The sequence below is a fragment of the Flavobacterium stagni genome, from assembly GCF_004122105.1.
Classification (GTDB): Bacteria; Bacteroidota; Bacteroidia; order Flavobacteriales; family Flavobacteriaceae; genus Flavobacterium; species Flavobacterium stagni.
The window spans coordinates 64,503-85,344 of record NZ_SBKN01000007.1 but is presented as its reverse complement, the minus strand read 5'-3'; the positions used below and the strand labels follow the sequence as shown (position 1 = coordinate 85,344).

The 20,842-nt window shown below is 37.4% G+C and carries 19 protein-coding genes; 4 read left to right on the top strand and 15 right to left on the bottom strand.

The genetic code is table 11. The features are described from left to right. Window positions 1-30: 30 nt before the first annotated feature. From EQG61_RS11510 to EQG61_RS11450, 13 genes are all read right to left on the bottom strand, one after another. Window positions 31-237 carry a hypothetical protein gene (locus EQG61_RS11510; RefSeq protein WP_129462091.1) on the bottom strand — a complete coding sequence of 69 codons (207 nt, stop codon included), beginning with the start codon at window positions 235-237 and terminating at the stop codon, window positions 31-33. A gap of 1 nt (window position 238) precedes the next feature. Beyond that, window positions 239-637, bottom strand: a complete 399-nt coding sequence (locus tag EQG61_RS11505) for a hypothetical protein (protein ID WP_129462090.1) — start codon at window positions 635-637, stop codon at window positions 239-241. A 1-nt stretch (window position 638) separates the two neighbouring features. Further along, window positions 639-1,445: an endonuclease/exonuclease/phosphatase family protein gene (locus tag EQG61_RS11500; RefSeq protein WP_129462089.1), complete on the bottom strand. Its 807-nt coding sequence runs from the start codon at window positions 1,443-1,445 to the stop codon at window positions 639-641. 1 nt (window position 1,446) lies between these two features. Continuing rightward, window positions 1,447-2,142 carry a DUF4339 domain-containing protein gene (locus EQG61_RS11495; protein ID WP_129462088.1) on the bottom strand — a complete coding sequence of 232 codons (696 nt, stop codon included), beginning with the start codon at window positions 2,140-2,142 and terminating at the stop codon, window positions 1,447-1,449. Between the two features lie 136 nt (window positions 2,143-2,278). Further along, window positions 2,279-3,325, bottom strand: a complete 1,047-nt coding sequence (locus EQG61_RS11490) for a type I restriction endonuclease (RefSeq protein ID WP_129462087.1) — start codon at window positions 3,323-3,325, stop codon at window positions 2,279-2,281. A gap of 472 nt (window positions 3,326-3,797) precedes the next feature. Next, complete coding sequence (locus tag EQG61_RS11485) at window positions 3,798-4,739, bottom strand: ligand-gated ion channel (RefSeq protein ID WP_129462086.1); 942 nt, start codon at window positions 4,737-4,739, stop codon at window positions 3,798-3,800. Beyond that, window positions 4,740-5,249 carry a hypothetical protein gene (locus tag EQG61_RS11480; protein ID WP_129462085.1) on the bottom strand — a complete coding sequence of 170 codons (510 nt, stop codon included), beginning with the start codon at window positions 5,247-5,249 and terminating at the stop codon, window positions 4,740-4,742. A gap of 1 nt (window position 5,250) precedes the next feature. Next, the gene (locus EQG61_RS11475; protein WP_129462084.1) at window positions 5,251-6,978 is read right to left on the bottom strand and encodes a hypothetical protein; all 1,728 of its coding nucleotides are present in this window, start codon (window positions 6,976-6,978) and stop codon (window positions 5,251-5,253) included. Window positions 6,979-6,985: 7 nt separating this feature from the next. Further along, window positions 6,986-8,503: a DUF4407 domain-containing protein gene (locus EQG61_RS11470; RefSeq protein WP_129462083.1), complete on the bottom strand. Its 1,518-nt coding sequence runs from the start codon at window positions 8,501-8,503 to the stop codon at window positions 6,986-6,988. Further along, window positions 8,487-9,707 carry a DUF4407 domain-containing protein gene (locus tag EQG61_RS11465; protein WP_129462082.1) on the bottom strand — a complete coding sequence of 407 codons (1,221 nt, stop codon included), beginning with the start codon at window positions 9,705-9,707 and terminating at the stop codon, window positions 8,487-8,489. The genes EQG61_RS11470 and EQG61_RS11465 overlap by 17 nt, the downstream gene beginning before the upstream one ends. Then, window positions 9,704-10,189, bottom strand: coding sequence for a hypothetical protein (locus EQG61_RS11460; protein ID WP_129462081.1), 486 nt, complete (start codon window positions 10,187-10,189; stop codon window positions 9,704-9,706). Before EQG61_RS11460 ends, EQG61_RS11465 begins: the two co-directional genes overlap by 4 nt. Before the next feature lie 347 nt (window positions 10,190-10,536). After that, complete coding sequence (locus EQG61_RS11455) at window positions 10,537-11,202, bottom strand: response regulator (RefSeq protein ID WP_129462080.1); 666 nt, start codon at window positions 11,200-11,202, stop codon at window positions 10,537-10,539. A gap of 5 nt (window positions 11,203-11,207) precedes the next feature. Next, window positions 11,208-12,851: a tetratricopeptide repeat-containing sensor histidine kinase gene (locus EQG61_RS11450; RefSeq protein WP_129462079.1), complete on the bottom strand. Its 1,644-nt coding sequence runs from the start codon at window positions 12,849-12,851 to the stop codon at window positions 11,208-11,210. An 878-nt stretch (window positions 12,852-13,729) separates the two neighbouring features. On the opposite strand from EQG61_RS11450, the gene EQG61_RS11445 reads away from it, so the two are divergent. Together EQG61_RS11445 and EQG61_RS11440 are read left to right on the top strand one after the other, a co-directional pair. Further along, the gene (locus EQG61_RS11445; protein ID WP_129462078.1) at window positions 13,730-14,566 is read left to right on the top strand and encodes an SRPBCC family protein; all 837 of its coding nucleotides are present in this window, start codon (window positions 13,730-13,732) and stop codon (window positions 14,564-14,566) included. Between the two features lie 143 nt (window positions 14,567-14,709). Next, entirely contained in the window at window positions 14,710-15,135 is a 426-nt protein-coding gene (locus EQG61_RS11440; protein WP_129462077.1) for a VOC family protein, read from the top strand. Window positions 15,136-15,758: 623 nt separating this feature from the next. On the opposite strand, the gene EQG61_RS11435 is transcribed toward EQG61_RS11440, so the two are convergent. Further along, window positions 15,759-17,351 (bottom strand): S41 family peptidase, encoded by a 1,593-nt coding sequence (locus EQG61_RS11435; protein ID WP_129462076.1) that lies wholly within the window; start codon window positions 17,349-17,351, stop codon window positions 15,759-15,761. Between the two features lie 66 nt (window positions 17,352-17,417). On the opposite strand from EQG61_RS11435, the gene EQG61_RS11430 reads away from it, so the two are divergent. Further along, window positions 17,418-17,831: a ribosomal maturation YjgA family protein gene (locus EQG61_RS11430; RefSeq protein WP_129462075.1), complete on the top strand. Its 414-nt coding sequence runs from the start codon at window positions 17,418-17,420 to the stop codon at window positions 17,829-17,831. Between the two features lie 30 nt (window positions 17,832-17,861). Here EQG61_RS11430 and glmM read toward each other — a convergent pair whose 3' ends face one another. Beyond that, window positions 17,862-19,250 (bottom strand): phosphoglucosamine mutase, encoded by a 1,389-nt coding sequence (gene glmM / locus EQG61_RS11425; protein ID WP_129462074.1) that lies wholly within the window; start codon window positions 19,248-19,250, stop codon window positions 17,862-17,864. Window positions 19,251-19,590: 340 nt separating this feature from the next. On the opposite strand from glmM, the gene EQG61_RS11420 reads away from it, so the two are divergent. Next, window positions 19,591-20,775, top strand: coding sequence for a HEAT repeat domain-containing protein (locus EQG61_RS11420; RefSeq protein ID WP_129462073.1), 1,185 nt, complete (start codon window positions 19,591-19,593; stop codon window positions 20,773-20,775). Window positions 20,776-20,842 lie beyond the last annotated feature (67 nt).

The following is a 20,842-nucleotide window of genomic DNA, read 5'->3' as shown; positions in this document are numbered from 1 at the left end:
TAATTCCTGAAATACGCATTTCGTCGTATTCTAATCCTCAAATCCACACAACGTATACCCCAAGGCTTGCGCTTCTTTGAGACTCTTTTTAGCAATTTCATGCTTACACGCTCTCAATCCGCGACAAGATTCAGAAAAATGGTATTTGTGGGCTGTTTTACTCACACAAATAAATACATCCGCCTTATTAGACCCTGAAATAAAAAGCAGTAGCAATAGCAATACAATTCCTTTCATCTTATTTCACCTTAAGTTCATATTCATTTCCTTTGGCATCAATCGCCATTAAAAGTCCTTTTCCTTTCCATTCCGTCTCTACGGAAATCGTTCCTAATGTGGGGTGATTCAGCTCACCAACGCCGTACTTACCCGCCACTTTGACTTCACCAAAAACAGCATTCCCATAAGCATCTACACCTTCTACCTCATAATCATATTGATATTCTCCATCATTACGGGTCAAACGGTACTCGTACTTTTCCCCGGCTTCAGGATAGACCGTGTCTGTATCCGTGACCAGCGTATCCAAGTCAGCTAGGGAATCTTGTTGTACCCCAACCGCTGGCGATGCATCATGGGAATCCCCCTTACAACTCATGACAAAAACCAGCAAACACAATACGAGATACTGCTTCATCCTATAAAAAATTAAGCGTTACCGTGAGTGGAATATGATCCGACAATTGGCGAGCAACAGCAAAAGAAGGCATGCGCTCATAAAATAGTAGCGCTTGCTTTTCCACTACGTTCATATAATCCTTGGGATACCAAACATTATCAAACTCCTTGGATAAACAATCACCCGAATCACAGTCGCGCTTCAAAGACGTCTTTTGACCCGTAAAAGCAGGTTGATAACCCAACCCTCGTAAAGGCTGAAAGACACTATGGGATTGGGGACAATTGAAATCGCCTAAAAACACCAAATGCAACTTGGAATAGTGCGCCGGAAAGAATTTCAAGTACTTGATTTCGGTCTCGGGTTGCTTACTCTCCGTGATGGCATGAAAATTCACCAACGTAAATTCCTTATCCCCTTTCTTGAAAGTAGCCAAATACGGCTCGCGATCGATTTGTTGCGCATAAGTAGCTTCTAACCACGGTTTACCCACCAACTGCACCCGCGAAGGTTGCCACAAATAAGCATAACGCTCTGTTTTGTAGGCACTACTCAGCGTTGGATTGCTCACGGCATAATCCCACTGACTTCCCTTGCGGTTCAAAGCATCGGCCAGTGCTGCCACTTGCTGCGCTCCCCCCGGTCCCGCCACGACTTCTTGCAATGCAATCACATCATAGGAACGCAAATAGTCCGCTATGAAGGCAACTTGTGCTTCCGACTTGGACGCTCCAAAATTCTCGATATTCCAAGTGACAAGTCGGACCTGCCCAATTGCCGTTTGGAGGAGAAAAAGAAAAAGAAAAAGTGTTCGAATTATAGACATATCATTCCAAGCGACTGAGTTGCTCCATTAATAATTTCATTTCCGCTACAATAGCCGCCTTATTTTTTTCAAGTTCTTCCACGCGTTGCGTAGCGGCAGCAATTTGTGCTTTACGCTGACTACCCGAACGCAATAATTTAAAGCCACTCACATCATTCAACGTGGCTTGTGCATCCAGCAATTCAGACTCAATCAATTGGTATTGACTTTTTAAGACCATCACTTGATCCTTGATCTTTTTTCGATCTTGCTCCAATTTACGTTGCTGAGCGATGCGCTTTTCCTCATCCATTTTTTCTTTTTGCGCCTTCATTTCTTCCTCGACTAACCGATTTTGACTTTCGGTTTCGCGATTCATTCGATCGATACGACTGCTTTCCATCTGTTGGTATTGAAAAGATAAAAAGACCAAAAGGACAACCGTAATGACGGCCAAAGTAAAAAACCGAACTTTACGCATGCCCCATAAAAAAGGAGCCGCAACACCTTCATTTTGCACCGCCTTGTTTTCCTTTTTGATGGGTGGAGGAACCGAGTGTAGCAAAGGCCGTAATTCCTCTACCGTACCCGCAGGCGTCCAATCCTCCAATCCTTCATACCACACTAAGGTAGATTTCGTGAGGGTATGTTGAGCCAACTCGTGTACATTAAACGGTCCCAACTGTTGTTCCTCTAGGATGATATAATATAGTTTCATGGTTTTGGTTTTATCCCACAAAGTACTTAAGGATTATTGAAATAGCAACTAGGGTTTTGCCTATTCTTTTTAAGGAAAAAGCCTAGCTATGGTGAACAAATGTGGAATATACACTAAGGATTACCGCATTGTAAAACTACTCATACATAGAAAGTGTGGACAACAACACCTCCTCAAACCCATAAATATCCGCTACCGATTCAATCAAATGACGTTGCTCATTTTTATCGGCATCAAAGAGTCCGATGTATTTTTTACCGCCGTTAAAATGCAAACGACAGATCGGTTTCCGATTATTATCGTCCAGAAGAATCCCAAAATAGGATTGGGTATCCCTATGTACAATACGCGAAGGCGGTAATTTTCTGCGCAGTATGGCCACAACGATGCGGTACCCTTCCAGTTCTTCTTCGGTGGTAGTAACTTTTGTAACTTCGGGTTCGTCCAACTGATCTTTTTCTTGGAGGATGACTTCTTTATGTAAAGCTGATTGCAAACGTTCGTTGATGCGCTCCCCAATGAGTTGGCCAAACGCTTTTTGTACCAAATCCCGAAACTCTTCCATCACCTTCTCGGTCATTCTACCCGAATGAATTCGTGAGGCAAAGAGACGCACAAACTCAGGACTCGGACTTTCTATTTCGGCATCGATTTGTTTGCGGATTTCTTTAATGTATTTTAAGGCACTCGCATTGTCCAATATTTTGTTGACATCAAAATTTGATTTATGAAACTTGGCAATCTCATGAAATAACGAATCCCGAAGATTGGTAATGTCAAACTCCAAAAATGGACGTTCATCCATTTTATTCTTTTCATCCAGGTCGGTAAAAAACTGATAATGGATCCCGTTGGTCAACAACGCAAAACGCGTTTTGGACACATGAAAATAACGAAACAATTGCGAACCATGCACCGAAAGTTTTTCTTTCCAATGCTTGCATTCAATAATCAGGATAGGCTCACCCTCTTGCATAATCGCATAATCGACCTTCTCCCCTTTTTTAATTCCCAAATCAGCTACATACTCCGGCACCACTTCCAACGGATTAAAGGTATCGTACCCCAACGCATTGATAAACGGCAACACAAAAGCATGTTTTGTCGATTCCTCAGTTTCTATTTTATCTTTTAAAAGTTCGATTTTCTCCGCCAACTGGCGCAACGGTGCATGTAATTCCATAGTCTTGGTTTTTAAGATAAACCAAACTTAGGAAGCCCTGTGGGAATAATTTTACGGATTTCCGCAAAATGATATTTTTTTATATCCCAATTGAATATTAAACAAATTTTGACATCTAAATGATAGTTACAATATATGTTGCTATCAAAAAAAAGATAAAAATTATTGGAAGATAAATATATGGTTCGAATTTTGGTCGATTATCTCCAACCTTTAATTTTCTCAACCATTCAAACAATAAAGGTATCCATAATAAGATGATTAAAGAAAATTCTACTCTTTCACTTAAACCATATGAATTTATAATTTCTTTGAGAATCGTTGACAATGTAAAAACATATGATATTTCTAAAATAAATTTTAAAACTTTAATTGTTAGATTTTTCATTTTCAATTTTTTTATAATTTATGTAAAATGTGTTCTTCATTCAATGAATTAAATTTATTCTATTTTTAATTCTTAGTTAAAATTTTAATTCAAATATGAAATCGTAATTGATACAACAATTCCAAAATAAATAAGAGTAGAAATTAAAAACGCGATAAAATCATTTTTTAAAGAATCTTTTAGTTTAAATCGTTGTTCTGTTATTGCATACACTGAAAAAAGTGCTATGAAAACAAATGTCACCAAATGTATCTTATCCGATAAATTGAAAGAATCAGAAATTGGCAAATAAGATTCAGTAATATATTTGTTCCCAATTGCAGTAAATAAAGAACCTACAATCAATGCAAGCTTTTCTTCACTCAATTTATTTGGGAGAAAAACACTTACAACTGTAAGAAAAAATGAAATAAAAAGTACTGTAAACATTTTCCAATATATATTCCAACAGTCTCTTACCAAAGGAATTTGAATATTTATAGCATCTAAGACATTTCTTTTATCTGACTTAATATTTCCAAAATCAGAATTCCATTCTTTTGATTTTACAGAAATTCTAGGTATTCCAACTTTCCATTTATCAATAAAATTCGGTTTTATCAATGAATTCTTGGTGTCTAATTTAATAATTTTATCACCTCTGTAATGTGTATTTAATTCGATATAATAATCCAAACATTGTTTATCAAAAGGAAATTTTGAAACATCCATTTTAGTCAATATTTTGGCTTGAATTTTTAATAAATAATGATGTTTATTACCATTTCTATTATGCTCTTGGAGTAAAACTTTGAAATCAATCATTCTGTCAATATCTAAAAAATTTGACACATCATTTACTATATCCTCCTTTATTAATTCTTCTTCGGAATTAATCCAGACATAAAATATTGATTCAAATGATGATTTAAGATAATCAACATCATAAATGTTATCAACATAAACACCTACTCGTAAAGTATCTTTGGGTTGACACATCATAAATGATGATAAAAACAAAAATAAAACTGAAAGAATTTTTTTCATTTAATGAATATAATTTGTCATTACTTCTGGTAAGTACCAATTCAAAAAATCCTTTATCGGACTGAGGATTGAAAATGAAAAGAATACATTTATTATTATTATTATAATAAATAATCCTGTACTAGAATTTTCTAATTCAACAAAAAGTGATCTTCCTCCAAAAATAATTCCGACAATTTTAAAAATTAAATAAAAAGATGCAATAGATAAAATTATAGCAACACCAAAATATATAACTAATCGATATAAAATTTGAAAGAAAGTATCATTGATAGAGTCTGTATTAATTATCGTTTCAATAGTAGTTTCACTTAATTGAATTGAAACACTACTGTATATAAAAAATGGTAAAATAATTCCTAACAACCAAACAGAATAACTTGTATTTAATTGATTATCATCTAATATTCTAATTTTTTTGGCCTTAGAATAGTAGGAAAGTCCTATAAATAAAATAATAGTAGCTATGATTAAAGCCAAGATTGAAAATAAAATACTTTGTTTGTCCATACTAATTTGATTTTAATGATATTCTCCAATAATTTAGATTTAAAAAGTCTCGATTTATTCTGCCGGCTGGTATATCCGGTGCAGTGGTTTCCCACATAACATATTTTTTATTATTGTAGTTGTAACTTACTCCTGAAAATGGCAGATTTATAGCAATCATAGAATGCCCATAAAATTCACTACTCATTAGAGCAACATCAAACTTATAATGAGTTAATATAGTATATAACAATAATGCTCTTGTATCACAATCTCCCTCTAATGTATAAATAAATTCTAATGGGGAATTTATACCAAACTTTTGATATCCCGAACATCTATTACCTTGTCTTAGATAATCTCGAATAAACTTATCATTGTATAATTGCGCATTACAATCATTTTCAAGTATCAAAGTATAAGGTATATCTTGTATACAACTTACTACCATTTCTGAAAACTTGATATCATTTAATTGATTTGCTTTTTTTATACTATCAAACATTCGATACATTCCAACCAATTTAGCCTCATCATTCCCTTTTAACATAAAGACCATTTGATCATAACTTCTAGGAGTTGATGAAGTCAAGTTAATATTGTTTTTAAACCTTGATGTTTGCTTAACATTTAAAAAATTCAAGGTATAATATCCTTGATAAATATTACCGTCATAATCTTGCCATTTTCTAAACCTTTTTACCAATGAGTCTTTACCAATATTTATAGCTGTGGAATCTTTGTCGATAGGTTCATAAACTACATTTTCACGTCTATCTTCTATCTTTGGTTTTGGAATAATATTTGGAACATAAACCGAAGAACATGTTTTAAAAATTGAAACAATAAAAAACAACCAAAATATTATACCTAATACCCCAAATAGCCACCTAAAGACACTTGAATATCTGTCAATTAAAATAACAGTTAAATAAAACAAAAATAAAATTGCAATAATTGGAAAAGCATAGAAAATAAATAATCCTATGATAGCTATTGCTAAAAAATTACCTGCTGAAGGTAAACAACCTCCTGATACGGATGGATCTTTAATGTAGGGTCCCCAAACAGTATCATTATGGTGGGCACAGAAATACTCATATCGTGTATAGCCATTTTTAGATTGAAAATTTCCAGTTTTCACCTTTGTTGGTGAACATTTTGAAACCTTTGATTCTTCTAAAACATCTATAATATCAGCTTCTTCATTAGAATTTTCAATTATTGGACCAACAATTTCAGTAACTATTTTAGATTCACGGTCAAAGACATAGCCAGTAACATATGCTGTAAATGAACCATATATTTTATCTCCATCATTTTGATGGAACTTTCTAATTATTTCGAATTCAAAAATTTGTGGCTCTAATAAATTTATTCCAAATTCCCGCCCAGGCCCAATAATAGTAACTAATATATTTTTTGGTAGTTTCTCTTTAGGAAATATTCGACCTGATATACTGTGAGTATTTATAATATTACCAAAATCGTCAGGAAAAATAAAAGATTCGTTTTTATTAAAATCATCTTCTGAATCACAGACTACAGTAGCTTCATAAATTTCAAATTCATACAGTTCAAAACTATCTCCTTCTTCAGGTAATTTATCTCCACGATATTTTCCTGACATTGTACCTTTTAAATAAGTTTTTCTTGGCCACAATTCTTTAATCGTAAGCTTTTGATATGTCAAGCCATCATCCCCGGTAAAAAGTTCTGTATTTATTATATGTCTTATTATATCATCCATTCAAATATTATTCTGATTGATTTTTGTTGTACAAAAAATCTAATAATTCTTCCTCTGTATTTTGAACAACTATCTTTTTGTGTCGCTTTGAACGGAAAGGCATATCAATCCAATATTCATATTTCACAATTAATTCATTTTTGAATTCATTTTCAATCTTATTTTTTAAGGTTTTATAACGATCTTTATTGATTGGTTTTAATTTATTTAATAATGGATATAAATATCTAATTGCATTAATATTAAAAGAAGCTACTCGATCGCTTAGAATTCTTGAAAATTGCTGTTTTGTTTCATTATATTCTTCAAGTATTAACTTGTGTTCTATAAACATTCTTACAAAATAATAATCTGATGTTTTTATTTCCGTTAATGAGGTATTTTTAAGAGTACTCTCTAACCATTTAAAATCAGTTGTTTCTAACAATTCTTTTCTTAATCGTACAATTTTAGGATTATGATTTTCTAAGAAAAATTCTTTTGCAGTTGAGTTCCGCAAATAAAATTTTAAAAATATGGGAGTTAAAAAAATAAAGACAATAATAAAAGATAATAGTAAGGACCACAGACAATTATGTAATAACAATTGAATTGTTTTTACATAAAAATTGCTGCTATTTAGAAGTAAATCTAACTTGGTATAATTATTAATCTTTGATTGAATTAAAGAGGCTAAATCTCTTTTATATACTTCAAAATCAGTATTATTTTTTGAATCATTCATTAAAGCAATAAAGGCTTTATCTGAATTTAATTCATTATCAAGCAAAACATCTAAATCTTTTATTAATAGTCTATGATTTTGCTCTTCATTTATTGAAAGAAAATATTTTCTATCTATTTTTTTTAGTTGATTCAACTTCTTTATCGTGGTATTCAAAAAAATAGAGTCCATTTTTATTTTGTCAACAATGAGTCTAAAACATAATGTGTCATTACCTGCAAGCCTTAAAGACTTTAACTTTTCTTGTAAAACAATTGATTGACATCTTTTATTCTCTTCTTTAATTAAATGTGTATTTGAATTAGTATACAACTTAATCTTTTCTATTGTTTTATATTCGTTGATTTCATGATTTACAAATCTTTTAAATAATGAAACATTCAAAGGTTGCGCAATTATGATTGCAAGTAGCGCCATAAATGATAGTCGTAATAACATTGAAGCATTCATAAAAGCTGTCTTCTGCTTGAATGAATTGGGATCTTCATTTTGGCTTTTCTTTTTTTTTGATGCTAATGGAATTATTGATGGCGAAATTGTATTTAATAAAAGTAAATACATATTTGTAACCATACTACCCCATAGAATCCCTACCGGAATACTTATCCATTTGAGATTTTCAAATAATTCATCCATGAAGAATGCAGCACTGAAAAAACATCCAATAAAAATTAGAATTACAAATAATCCAATACTTGCAAATTTCAATTGAATGGAGACATTACATCTTTTTAAAATGTAATTATCTTCTCCAGTACAGGTAAATAGAAAAAGTCGAATTTGACTAAGCGTTTTCCCCATTATTATCAATGGTTTTGATGTATGAATCTAAATTATTATCAATCTTACTTTTTTCTCTTTCTTTGTATTTCTCGACAGCATATTTCGTCAATTCCTTTTGAATCTCAGTTACCATTATTTTTTCTAATAGGATACGCTCTGCTTCATGATTCACTGTCAAGTGTTTTTCAACTCCCTCTTTATCGGTGTAATAATCATATTTTACCTCAATACCTTGATTAGCTTTCAATAATTCATCTCTATTTTCTGCCAAATAATCATAGGTAGTTTTTGTAAGCATCAATTTGAAAAATATTGGAGTTAATTCAATTGCCATAAATAGAAGGGTAATAAAAAGAGAAATCCAAAAACCTGCTACTTCGTGTGCAATTTTGATTCGCTCAAGCAGACCATCTAGATTATCTGCAACTTTATTACTATCCATAAGTGCCAATTCAAGTCTCCTCAATATTTTATTTTTCTCATTTTTTAATCTTATGTAATCTGGATTTCTTTCAACATTCTGAATTTCTCTTTCAACTTTATCCATTTGCTCTTTTATTGCTTTCGCTCTTGGGCCAACTGTTATTATTCGTGCTTCCTCAATATATTGTTTCTCAAGCTCTTTATGTCTTTCAATTTTTGAAAATAAATCTCCTTCAATTTTTCTAATTTCTTTATCTTTTTTTTCAAGTTCGCCTTTAAAATTAGCTTCAATCTTCTTTATATATTGTGCTTGTTGCTCAATTTGTTTTTCACGAAGTTTAATATCAATCTCTGTTTTAAACATCCGTATTTCTACTGGTTTCGATATAGTCATTGCGATAATCATTCCCATGATAATACGAGGAAGAGCACTTTTTAATTCTCCAATAGTAATTGCCTCTGTTCCATCACCTTTCCCTGTACTTGTAACTATAAATCGATCGATATTATAAATCATTAATCCCCATATGAATCCAAAAAATAAAGATTCAACAACAGTAACAATATCTATAGGATTCTCGATGGCCGATCCACGAGGTTCAAAAATTGTGTAGAAAGCATAACCACCAGCAATTCCTGCCATAACACCCGTTGCTAATACAATACCTCCTAAGCACATATATTTTACTTGATCCGAATAAGTGGATCGTTCCAACAAATAACGATCTCCGCCTGCGCAAGACCATAAAAACTTCATACCTTTTCCTGCTTGAGGTAATTCATAATAATCACGTTTCATAAAAAATCAGTTTGGTTATATTCACTATGGAAAATTTCAAAATACTTTGACTCAGTTGAGACCTTGGGATGGGTAAAATAAATTGGTTTTAATTCAATACCATTTAAAGTATTGGTCGTTTTTAAAATTTTACTTCCATTCAATTGGATTTTAAAATTATCTAATTCTGTCTTAAATTTTTCAGAATTCAAACGATTAGTAACTTCTAATTGAAGAGTATATTCTTTAGACTGAAAGAATCCATATACCCTAAATTGTATTGGGTTTGTAACATTTGAAATATTAAATATTTTAATTCCAGAGTTTAATTCGATCTTCCCATTAAATGAATAATACAAGGCATTTTTAAAAGAATAGTGAATTATTACAAAACTTTGTTCAAAAAGGTACTTATTGAAGTAGTGTAATTCTGATTCCTTAAGCATTTTATTACGCTTAAAAAGAATTTTTATAAACCGAAATATAATCTTAATAACTTTCATTTTTTTAGGCGTATAATTTCTACTTACTAAAATAATAAATTATTTATTACACACATTTTTAATCTCAAATAATTGAAATCATCTGTAATATTAACACTTATAATTTTCCCAATTTTACGTCTTTCCACATTTCCATAAAAAAAGCCCGAATCACTTCGGGCTTCAGTTGTTAAGGCGTATACGAACGTGTGGATCACTTGATCACCACAAACGTACTACCGTATTTTTTCTCCATTTTACGGATTTCCACATTTTTGGGAAAAAGATTTGTGTAGATGAAGTCGTAAGTCAATAGAGTCGTAAGTCGTAAGTAAGGACTAGTCACTAGTCACTAATCACTCATAATTTCACACCACTCCTCTATCCTTCGCCAGCCCCACCAAATGGGTCAAGTTCTTGGCTTCAAAGGCATCGCGGATGCGGTACAAACGTTTTTCAATCGCACTCTTGCTGCAGGGCTTTACCCCTTGGTCTCTGCAGTACTGTTCCATCTCGTCCAGCGAACTGCCCGCTGCCAATTGTTGCAACAGCAATATCTCATAGGCGTCCAAACTCACAAAGCCTTGATCGCGCAGTTGGGCCTGCAGTTCGGGGTCATAATACAACTTGTCGGCCGCCAATGTTTGCAAGGCCACCTTTAATTTTTCCAGACTCCGCCGCCCTTTCAATACATAGCCCGAAATGCCTTGTACTTCGTACAATTTCTTGATGCGAAAGGATTTGTCTTCGATGGAATAGACCAAGGTTTTCAGGTCGGGATACTGCACATGCACCACCTCCAACAGGGCTTCTCCCCCCGCCAATTCCACTGCACGGTAGTCTTTTTCAAATGATAAATCGGTAAGTAACAACTGGAACGGCTCTCCTAGGGCCGCTGCCGCTTTAATCTTGGTCCACGCATCATCACAATACTTCACAATTTCGATAGTCGGCACACCCACGTTTTCTAAAACATGGCGCACGGAAAGGCTGATACTGTCGATATCTTCGACGACAATTACTTTTTGAAACATAGCATTTATTTGGGTATTCGGAAGTGAATCACACAGCCCGAATGGTTTGTTGATTCAAAAGTAAGACTTCCTTTTAAGCTAAAAATGCGGTTTTCCACATTGGCCAAACCATTTTTGGAAAAGGGAGGCGCTGGGAGTCCGATCCCGTTGTCTTCGTAGGTCACGGCCAACTGTCCCCGCTCCATCGTGAAATGGATTTGCACCCGACTCGCCCCACTGTGTTTTTTCATGTTGACCAACAGTTCTTGCAGCACCCGATACACCGTAATTTTGATGGGAGCCGAAAAGGAATGCCACGGTATCCACTCCACATTCAAGGCCACTACCGTTACTTTTGCCGTGGAGAAACTGGCGAGGAGTTCGAGCAACTCTTCCTTAAACAATTCCCCCGTTTCTATAGCGCCCATTGCCCGGGAGAGCGAACGGGTTTGCTGGTAAATTCCGTCCAATTGATCCAAGACGATTTCTTTGGTGTCCGACTCCGGCGTCTGGTTTTCGACAAAGGATAGGGTGGTGAAAACCTCATTGGCCAACTCGTCATGCAATTGCTTGGAGAGGCGCAACTCGGTAGAATACACCGCTTGTAATTCCTTTTGCCGTGCCCTAACCCGTAAAACATAGGTCGTCCCCAAACTCAGCAGTAAAATGACACCCACCAAGATAAGCAACCCATTAATCTGTTTGCGAAACTGGAAGTTCTCTTGTTTGGCTTTTTTGGAATCGTACAAAATACTGGTGAATTGGGCTTTGGCACGTGCCTTTGAGGACTGCAAACTATCCGACAAATGCAGGTATTGCGCCATATAAGATTGGGCAACCGTAGGGGAAGCCGCGGTGATTGCATAGCGCAACGCTTCCAAACGGTCATCGGGATTATGGCATTGCACGGCAAAACTATAGGCTTTTTGCGCCCAATACAACATACTGTCCTTTTGCTTTTGCTGTTGATAATAAAGCGCATAATGCATGGCACTTGAGGTGAGTCCGGACATATTTTGCAACGAGTCCCGCAATACATAGGCTTGGTCAAAAGCGGCTTTACAGCCTGATTTCTGAAGCGCTAAGACAGCTACGCCCCAATTGTCCAGTATCATCGCTTTGGTTGCGAATAAGGTGTCCAAAGCAGGATGACCTTTCAATCGATTTAAAAGGGAAAAGGCCTTGGTAAATTGTTTGGATTTAAGGAAAACATAGGAAAGATTATTTTCCACTACCAACCGATCCGCCACCTTATGGAGTTGCGGAATACACTGCGAATACACGCGTACGGCTTCTTGATAATTGTGCCGTTCAATATAACTATTCGCCAAAGCAACATGGGCATTCAGCTGGTAGACCGTATCGACGGCGAGCTTTACGGTTTGGGTCAAAATTGAATCCGCTCCATGATAATCCCCCAACTGATTTTGAATCTTGGCCATTTCAATCTGACTATACGCCGTCCAATTGGGTGTGGTATCCGAACAGTACTGTAGGGATTGGTTATAACACTTGAACGCTTTAGTATAGTCAAAATGATTCTTGGCGGTATCCGCGGAATCCAAACATTGATAATAGGCCGTTTGATCGGCTTTATGATGGTTGGTACACCCAATAAGAACACTTAGAATTAGGGCAAATACAAACGGGAAATGAAGGCGCAGTTTCATTTCCCGAATGTAGTAAAAAATATCATGGAAGTTATCCGTCCGAAAAATCAGTCGTAAGTCGATGAAGTCGTAAGTCAATTAGTCGTAAGTCAAAAGTGGGCAGTCATCAGTAATCAGTATACAGTCATCAGTGGGCAGTGAACACTGCAATCTAAACACTGTACACTGTATACTGCATACTTTCTCCCTGTCTTCTCCCAGTCATCTTGCGGTTTACTTCGGTATTCTGCCACAGTTGTGCCACAGTTGTGCCACTAAACCTTATGTAAATGGTAACATGAATTGTTTCAAATTGGGAGGAAGTTCGAAGGAAAACAAAAGGAAGCTGCTGAGAAGCTGAGCTACTGAGCTACTGAGTAATTCCTAACAGGAGTGTACTGGAACACAACCTTAAACCAGAAACTTGAAACCTCTTTGCTTGAAAATTGGGTTGGGATTTCTCCTACCGTCGAAATGACAAGATTGTGTAAAAAATTTTTTTAGCTAGCTAAAAAAACACCCCGTCCTGTTGTCATTTCGACGTAAGGAGAAATCCCATACAGTAGGCAACATACATGAATCAAAAAACAATAGGTCAATTCAACCAACATCCACTGAAAACTGCGACTGCGACTAAAACAAAGTGGTATAAAAAAAACAACCACTTAGTGACATAGTTTTCATAGTTTATACTTTTCAGAATCCATCCTTGTGAAACTTTGTGCCCAACCTTGTGAAACCTTGTGCTCCAATTCCACTTTTAAACCCCATACACTTCTAAACCCAACAATTTCAAACGAAACACCACTTTTCAACGATACAAACTTGAAACCTGAAACTTGAAACTTGAAACTCATCCAAAGACCTAAATCCTTATCTTTACCCAAACAACCAAAATCATGATTACTTTATCTTTTGAACACCACTTCAAAGCCACGCCCGAGCGCGTATGGAATGCCTTATGGGATGATGCTAATTACCAACAATGGATGGAAGCGTTTTCCGTGCAATCACGGGCATTAACCGACTGGCAGTTGGGCAGTAAAGTCTATTTCATCACCACCGAAGGCGACGGGATGGAATCGGAAATTGGGGAAATCATTCCCAACCAACGCATCGCTTTTCACCATTTGCACCAACTCAAAAAAGGTGAAATCGTGACTACGGGTCCGACCTGGAACGGCTACAAAGAAATTTATACGCTTACCGAAACTGAAACGGGAACACAACTTCACATGACCTTGGAAACCCTCGATCATTACGCCGATTACTTTAGAGAAGTCTTCCCCAAAGCCTTCGCTATCGTGCAACATATTGCCGAACAACCGGAAAAGACCTTGACGGTGACCACAGCTATTCCAGCGCCTTTGGAAAAAGTCTGGAACGCCTTTACCCAACCCGAGCATGTCGTCCATTGGAATCAAGCCTCCCCCGACTGGCATTGCCCCAAAGCGGAAGGTGTGTTGGAAGTGGGACAAAAATTCACCTACACCATGGCTGCCAAAGACGGTAGTGTAGCGTTTGACTTGGTAGGCATTTATGACGAAATCGAACCGATGCAGTTCTTGCGCTACCACTTCGAAGACCACCGTCAAATCACGGTCAGTTTTGATGTCATGGGCGATACCGTCTACGTGACCCAAACCTTCCAACCCGAAAACATCCACCCGCACAACCTGCAAAAAATGGGCTGGCAAAGTATATTGGAGGCGTTGAAAGGGTATTTGAGCTCCTGAGCCACTAAGCTGCTGAGCTTGAAACCTATTAATGAGCAAATGTGTCGATATGATACACTATCCCGCTACACTTTTAAACCTTTAAACTTTTAAACCCACAATTAATTTAAAATTTATAATTCATAATTCATAATTTACTAAAGATGCCTACCGTAAACCCCTACCTCATTTTCAACGGCACGTGTGAAGCGGCCTTTTTACATTACCAAAAAGTATTTGGTGGTGAATTCCCTTATATGGGTAAATTTAAAGACATGCCCCCAGCCGAAGGATGCGATCCTCTATCGGAAGAAGAAGGCAACCGTGTCATGCATGTTACCCTCCCTATCAGTGCTGAAACGGTATTAATGGGCAGCGATAGTACGAGTCAGAGCGGACCCGCAAAAATGGGGGATAATGTTCAAATCTCCATCAACACTGAAAGTCAAGAAGAAGCCGATCGCCTATTCACCGGACTCGCAGAAGGCGGTACCGTAATCATGGCCATGACCAAAACCTTCTGGGGCGCTTACTTCGGGATGTGCATCGATGCGTTTGGGGTACATTGGATGGTGAATTTTGATGAGTAATTATTGAGCTGCTAAGAAGCTGAGCATCTGAGATTTTGAGATTCTGAGCCGCTGAGCTTCTGAGATTCTGAGCCGCTGAGCTTCTGAGATTCTGAGCTTCTGAGTATTACCTGACGTGTATGTACTAGAATCCAACCTGATTCCGAAATTTCGAGATAAACCTGAAACCTCTTTGCGTGAAAATTGGGATGGGATTTCTCCTTACGTCGAAATGACAAGATTGTGCATAAAAGTTTTTAGCTAGCTAAAAAAAAATACCCCGCCCTGTTGTCATTTCGACGTAAGGAGAAATCCCATGCAGTAGGTAACATACTTGATTTAAATACAATATTTCAACCCAAACCCACTGAAAACTGCGACTGTGACTAAAACAATGAGGTTAAAATTAAATCAACCACATAGTGACATAGTGTTCATAGTTACAGCTTTATGAAATCCAACCTTGTGAAACGCTGTGCTCAACCTTGTGAAACTTTGTGTTCCTAAATAAGTTATCCGTTGATATCCCTTAAAAACTTAGCGAACTTTGCGAATACTTTGACTCTTTGCGGTTAATCTTACTGAGCTTCTTTGTAATAATAAACATCAGCGCTCACGGCTCCAACTTGAAACCAATCCAACCTCTACCTACGCAACTTGACTACATACTCCATCTCCGGGTCTCTCGCTTTTACGCGGTCTTCGGTGGAAGGGATGATTTCGGTATCGGGGAAAATACCACGTCCCTCTTTGTCCGTTTGCGCGACGGGCTGCACGTGCATGAGTCCGAGGCGCACACTGATTTTAGAATGGGGCAAGCGCACGATGGGCATGATACCGGCCACAGTTCCGTTATAAGCGCCTCCCGTTTCTTCGCCCACAAAATAGGTATTGGGACGTTGTTTTAAGGCCACCGATTCGATACAAGCCGCTGAAAAACTACCACCGTTAATTAATACATACAATTTTTCGGTATAGGCATTGGGTGCAGGATCCACAGGGCGACTTCCTACCAATTTGTATTGGTAGCCACCTTCGGGGCGCTTGGTGGTTCGGAAATAACTAAACGTCATGTAAACGGGATACCCAATAAAGAAAAAAGGATACCCTATTGGGGAAATATTATCCAAAACACCAATCTTCCATAAACTGGTTTTGGACGTCACTTCCGAGGGTTGCAACATCGTAAAGGGTTGGTCGGTAAAATGACGGTATAAATTCACGGCATCGGCGACACGACCTCCCGGATTGTCTCGTAAGTCAAGCACAAGTGTTTTTAATCCCATGTGTTGAATCGAGTCAAAGAGTAGCGTATACGCTTTGCGGTATTTGCTGGAAGAAAAGTTTTTGACGCGAAGCACATACAAAGTAGAATCCAACTCGGAGCGTTTCAAACTCACCGCACACTCCTTGGTCGTGGGGTCATAGCCAAAAATACGCTTCTCTTTACGGGTAAGTTCGCGTTCTTTCTTCACCTTGGCAACGGCTTCCGTCTTGGGTTTCACGGTATCCTTCACCTCACCTTTTACTATTTTTGGTGGCGTTACTTTCTTCTCTTTGATTTTGCGTTTAATCCATTCGGTATAGGTAGAATCTTTTTGTTTAAACACATATAGCAAACTGTCTTGCACGCCCAATTCACCTGTAAAATAAGCAGGCAATCTTCTGCCAAACCCTTTACGGATATAGGTTTCATTAAACCCATCAGAGGTTAACACCGGTCGGTATTGCGCATACAATTGCTGGGGTGTAATCCCATTGATCGAAACAATCTCCGCACCGGGTTTGAGGTATTTTCGATCCGACTTGTTTTTCAATACAATCATTTTTTGGTCCAACCATTCCGATGTGAATTGCGAGAGCGGTCCCTCGCCCATTTGCTTTAAATGTTTACGTTGGGCTTTGGTCAACAAAGGTTGGGGCAAACCCGTACTCATGTGCCCTTGACGCACCGAGGCAATCACAGGTGCGATGACAAAATAAAACTCCTTGGTTGTCATGGGTCGGTTGACTACTTGCCGAATACTATCAAATTTAGCCTTGAGCTGTGCTTTCGAAAGATAGCCATCCAAATGCGGATACAACCGATTCAATTTGTGCTGTATGTAATCGATATCCTTGTGTAATTTAACTACTGGAATAGGCGCAGCCAGTTGGGTATTGTATTTTTCAACCGAAGTACAAGCGGTAATGAAAACAAGACTGATGAGGAATAGGAATCGGAGTGTACGGGTCATTGTGTTTTTAAGTTTTGGCAATGATACGCATTTCACTGCAATGGTTCAAAACGATTTAACAAACTCTTGCGCGTTTGGAAAAATGACTACTTTTATCCCATGCAATTCAACCGCTCCGCATTTCTCATTTTTATTTTGTTGTTTCTCACGGAAACCGCTATTGCACTGTGGGTGCGAGATGCTTTCATTCGTCCCTATTTAGGCGATGTCTTGGTAATCCTATTGATTTATTATTTTGTCAAAAGTTTTTTGCCCTTGCCTACAGCTGTAGTGGCTACCGCTACCCTACTTTTTGCTTTTCTCATTGAATATTTGCAGTACATCAATTGCATTTCTCTTTTAGGCTTAGAAAAAAATAAAATCGCACACACGGTTTTGGGAGCTTCGTTTGCTTGGGAAGACATCGGTTGTTATGTCGCCGGATTCCTTTTGATTTTCCCCATTGAAAACTACAGAAATAAAAAAAGCCACTCCGTATGAAGTGGCTTTTTTAGTACTATAGTCTGCTGCTTATATTCCAGCAACAGTTTTTAATTCGTTGACAAAACGCACAGCCAAGGCATCGGCTTCCGCTTGTGAAGGTGCTTCGGTATAAATACGAATGATCGGCTCGGTATTGGATTTACGCAAATGCACCCATTCGGTGGGGAAATCAATCTTCACCCCATCAATCGTCGATATGTTCTCAGCGGCGTATTGTTTAGCAATCGTGGCCATCACACCATCCACATCGATTTGAGGTGTCAATTCGATTTTATTCTTACTCATAAAATACTGCGGATAACTCGCTCGCAATTCGGCAACCGTACAATCCATCCCTGCCAAATGCGTCAGAAATAAGGCCACGCCTACAAGTGAATCGCGTCCGTAGTGCAATTCGGGATAAATGATACCGCCGTTTCCTTCACCACCGATGATAGCGTTGGTTGCTTTCATCTTCTCTACCACATTCACTTCTCCTACCGCACTGGCTTCATACGATCCGTTGTGTTTTACGGTAATGTCGCGCAAAGCACGTGACGAACTCATATTGGACACCGTATTGCCAGGGGTTTTACTCAATACATAATCAGCTACGGCTACTAAAGTATATTCTTCACCAAACATTTCACCGTCATTGGAAATAAAGGCCAAACGGTCAACATCCGGGTCAACTACGATTCCAAAATCGGCTTGTTCTTCTACAACCAACTTACAAATGTCGCCCAAATGTTCTTTCAACGGTTCGGGATTGTGCGGGAAATGGCCATCGGGGGTACAGTATAATTTGACGACCTCAACACCCATTTGTTCCAACAACTTCGGAATGATAATACCGCCCGAAGAATTCACACCATCCACCACTACTTTGAATTTGCGCTGGGCCACGGCATCCGCATCCACCAAAGGCAATTCCAATACTTCATCAATATGAATATCCATATAGGCATCATTCACGGTGATTTCGCCCAAATCATCCACTTCTGAAAAATCAAAGGCTTCGGCTTCAGCAATTTCTAAGATTTTGGCACCATCAGCACCGCTTAAAAATTCGCCTTTGGCATTCAATAACTTCAACGCATTCCATTGTTTAGGATTGTGTGAAGCCGTCAAAATGATACCGCCATCGGCTTGCTCAAGGGGAACAGCCACTTCCACAGTAGGTGTTGTCGAGAGTCCGAGATCGATCACATCAATCCCCAAACCAATTAGGGTATTCACGACTAAGTTGTGAATCATCGGACCCGAGATTCGAGCATCGCGACCGATCACTACTTTGAGTTTATCTTTTTGAATTTGTTGTTTGAGAAAAGTTCCGTAGGCAGAAGCAAACTTTACGGCATCGACTGGCGTGAGATTGTCACCCACTTTTCCGCCAATGGTTCCACGGATTCCGGAGATGGATTTAATTAGGGTCATGTGTTATTGCATTTACATTCGTAAGTGACAAAGATAGCGGTTCTCAAAAAAAAGGAGGATGCTGTTAAAAAAAAATTAAAAAAGTTAAAACCATACCTTTTTTTGTCTCGTATATGTTAAAAATCACCGTAAGAAAAATTACAGACTTTTTGTTAAAAAATAGAAAATACCTTACAAGGTTTTGAAAAATTAGCAGTTAATCGATAAAATATGCAAGAATTTAAAAATTGCTATCTTAATTTTAACACATCAACCAAAACTAAAAAACAAGAATTATGACCTAAAATTACGCTACCTCCGCCCCCCCTTAAAATCAAACTCCAAATCTTTAACCTACGACATGAATACAATTACACAAGGAATCCTTGCGGATTTTTCTGCGGTGTTTTCGGCACCACTATCTTTATCAACTCGCGGATCGGGATCGCTAACCAACTTAGTTGGAGCGCATGATATTTATTTATTCTTAAAATTTTTCTTTCTCCCAGTGATTTTACTTTTTACCTCAACTCTATTATTAGTTATCGTCTACCGAAGATTTTCGTTGGATCGTATCGACCGTAGAAAGGGTGAATTGGAAGATGCGATAGATGCTTTCCTAACTACAATGGTTTTTTCTGATTATTCTGAAGCAGAAATGCGCATTGAAATTGAAAAGTTCCAATCCACAGTAGTCAAAGGCAACGACAGTATTCTATTATTTGTATTAAAAAAACTAGTGCACATCAAGCAAAACATCCAGTATTTGGACACGGATAAAATCATTTTCATGTTCAAGACGTTCCGATTTGATGTCTATACGGATCAATTAATTAAAGGGTCGAATGTTGAAAATAAATCAGAAGGATTTAGCTTCTATCAAATTTTAGATTATAAAGAAAAATGTGAACTAATTCGTCCCTATCTGCACTCACCCAATCCGAAATTACGCGCTAATGCATTATTGGCCATGATTTCGTTATCGGATGAAAACTTTGACATGTTGGATGAATACTGCTACTCGATTTCAAGAGCGGACGAATTAAAGATTTTGGATATTATATACCAAAAAGGATACGAATTACCCACCAACATTCACCGCTGGTTGCGCAGTTCCAACGACTCGATTGTGTTGATAGCGATCAAAATGTTGGTGCGCTACAATACCCATCCATCGTATGACCAACTCCGAAAATTATTTACCCACCGCAATCCTACCGTTCAAAAAGAAATCATCAACGCCGTGCGCAAATTACGTATTGTAGAAGCAAACGACTTGTTGATGGAATGTTACCAAACAGAGACCAACCTTCGCATTAAAATTGCCTTAGTGAAAGCCTTGCAAAATACGGCCAACACAACCAACTTGAGTTTTGCGCTTAAAATTCTACAGTTGGAAACTGAGGTAGATTTGAAATTTGAATGGGTGAATTGCTTGTGTAAAATGGACCGCAATTTTATGAATTATATCCGTGTAGAGGATGACCAGGAAAAACGCTTAATCCAACAAATGGTCTTGCATCACACGAACCCCTATATCAATTAAGAATTTAGATTTTAAATTTTAGAATTTAGATTTTAGAATTTAGATTTTAGAATTAAGTAACAAACTC

What these genes read in the sequence shown, in the direction of transcription:
- EQG61_RS11510 (WP_129462091.1), bottom strand. Translation starts at nt 237, where the DNA reads ATGAAAGGAATTGTATTGCTATTGCTACTGCTTTTTATTTCAGGGTCT.
- EQG61_RS11505 (WP_129462090.1), bottom strand. Translation starts at nt 637, where the DNA reads ATGAAGCAGTATCTCGTATTGTGTTTGCTGGTTTTTGTCATGAGTTGT.
- EQG61_RS11500 (WP_129462089.1), bottom strand. Translation starts at nt 1,445, where the DNA reads ATGTCTATAATTCGAACACTTTTTCTTTTTCTTTTTCTCCTCCAAACG.
- EQG61_RS11495 (WP_129462088.1), bottom strand. Translation starts at nt 2,142, where the DNA reads ATGAAACTATATTATATCATCCTAGAGGAACAACAGTTGGGACCGTTT.
- EQG61_RS11490 (WP_129462087.1), bottom strand. Translation starts at nt 3,325, where the DNA reads ATGGAATTACATGCACCGTTGCGCCAGTTGGCGGAGAAAATCGAACTT.
- EQG61_RS11485 (WP_129462086.1), bottom strand. Translation starts at nt 4,739, where the DNA reads ATGAAAAAAATTCTTTCAGTTTTATTTTTGTTTTTATCATCATTTATG.
- EQG61_RS11480 (WP_129462085.1), bottom strand. Translation starts at nt 5,249, where the DNA reads ATGGACAAACAAAGTATTTTATTTTCAATCTTGGCTTTAATCATAGCT.
- EQG61_RS11475 (WP_129462084.1), bottom strand. Translation starts at nt 6,978, where the DNA reads ATGGATGATATAATAAGACATATAATAAATACAGAACTTTTTACCGGG.
- EQG61_RS11470 (WP_129462083.1), bottom strand. Translation starts at nt 8,503, where the DNA reads ATGGGGAAAACGCTTAGTCAAATTCGACTTTTTCTATTTACCTGTACT.
- EQG61_RS11465 (WP_129462082.1), bottom strand. Translation starts at nt 9,707, where the DNA reads ATGAAACGTGATTATTATGAATTACCTCAAGCAGGAAAAGGTATGAAG.
- EQG61_RS11460 (WP_129462081.1), bottom strand. Translation starts at nt 10,189, where the DNA reads ATGAAAGTTATTAAGATTATATTTCGGTTTATAAAAATTCTTTTTAAG.
- EQG61_RS11455 (WP_129462080.1), bottom strand. Translation starts at nt 11,202, where the DNA reads ATGTTTCAAAAAGTAATTGTCGTCGAAGATATCGACAGTATCAGCCTT.
- EQG61_RS11450 (WP_129462079.1), bottom strand. Translation starts at nt 12,851, where the DNA reads ATGAAACTGCGCCTTCATTTCCCGTTTGTATTTGCCCTAATTCTAAGT.
- EQG61_RS11445 (WP_129462078.1), top strand. Translation starts at nt 13,730, where the DNA reads ATGATTACTTTATCTTTTGAACACCACTTCAAAGCCACGCCCGAGCGC.
- EQG61_RS11440 (WP_129462077.1), top strand. Translation starts at nt 14,710, where the DNA reads ATGCCTACCGTAAACCCCTACCTCATTTTCAACGGCACGTGTGAAGCG.
- EQG61_RS11435 (WP_129462076.1), bottom strand. Translation starts at nt 17,351, where the DNA reads ATGACCCGTACACTCCGATTCCTATTCCTCATCAGTCTTGTTTTCATT.
- glmM (WP_129462074.1), bottom strand. Translation starts at nt 19,250, where the DNA reads ATGACCCTAATTAAATCCATCTCCGGAATCCGTGGAACCATTGGCGGA.
- EQG61_RS11420 (WP_129462073.1), top strand. Translation starts at nt 19,591, where the DNA reads ATGAATACAATTACACAAGGAATCCTTGCGGATTTTTCTGCGGTGTTT.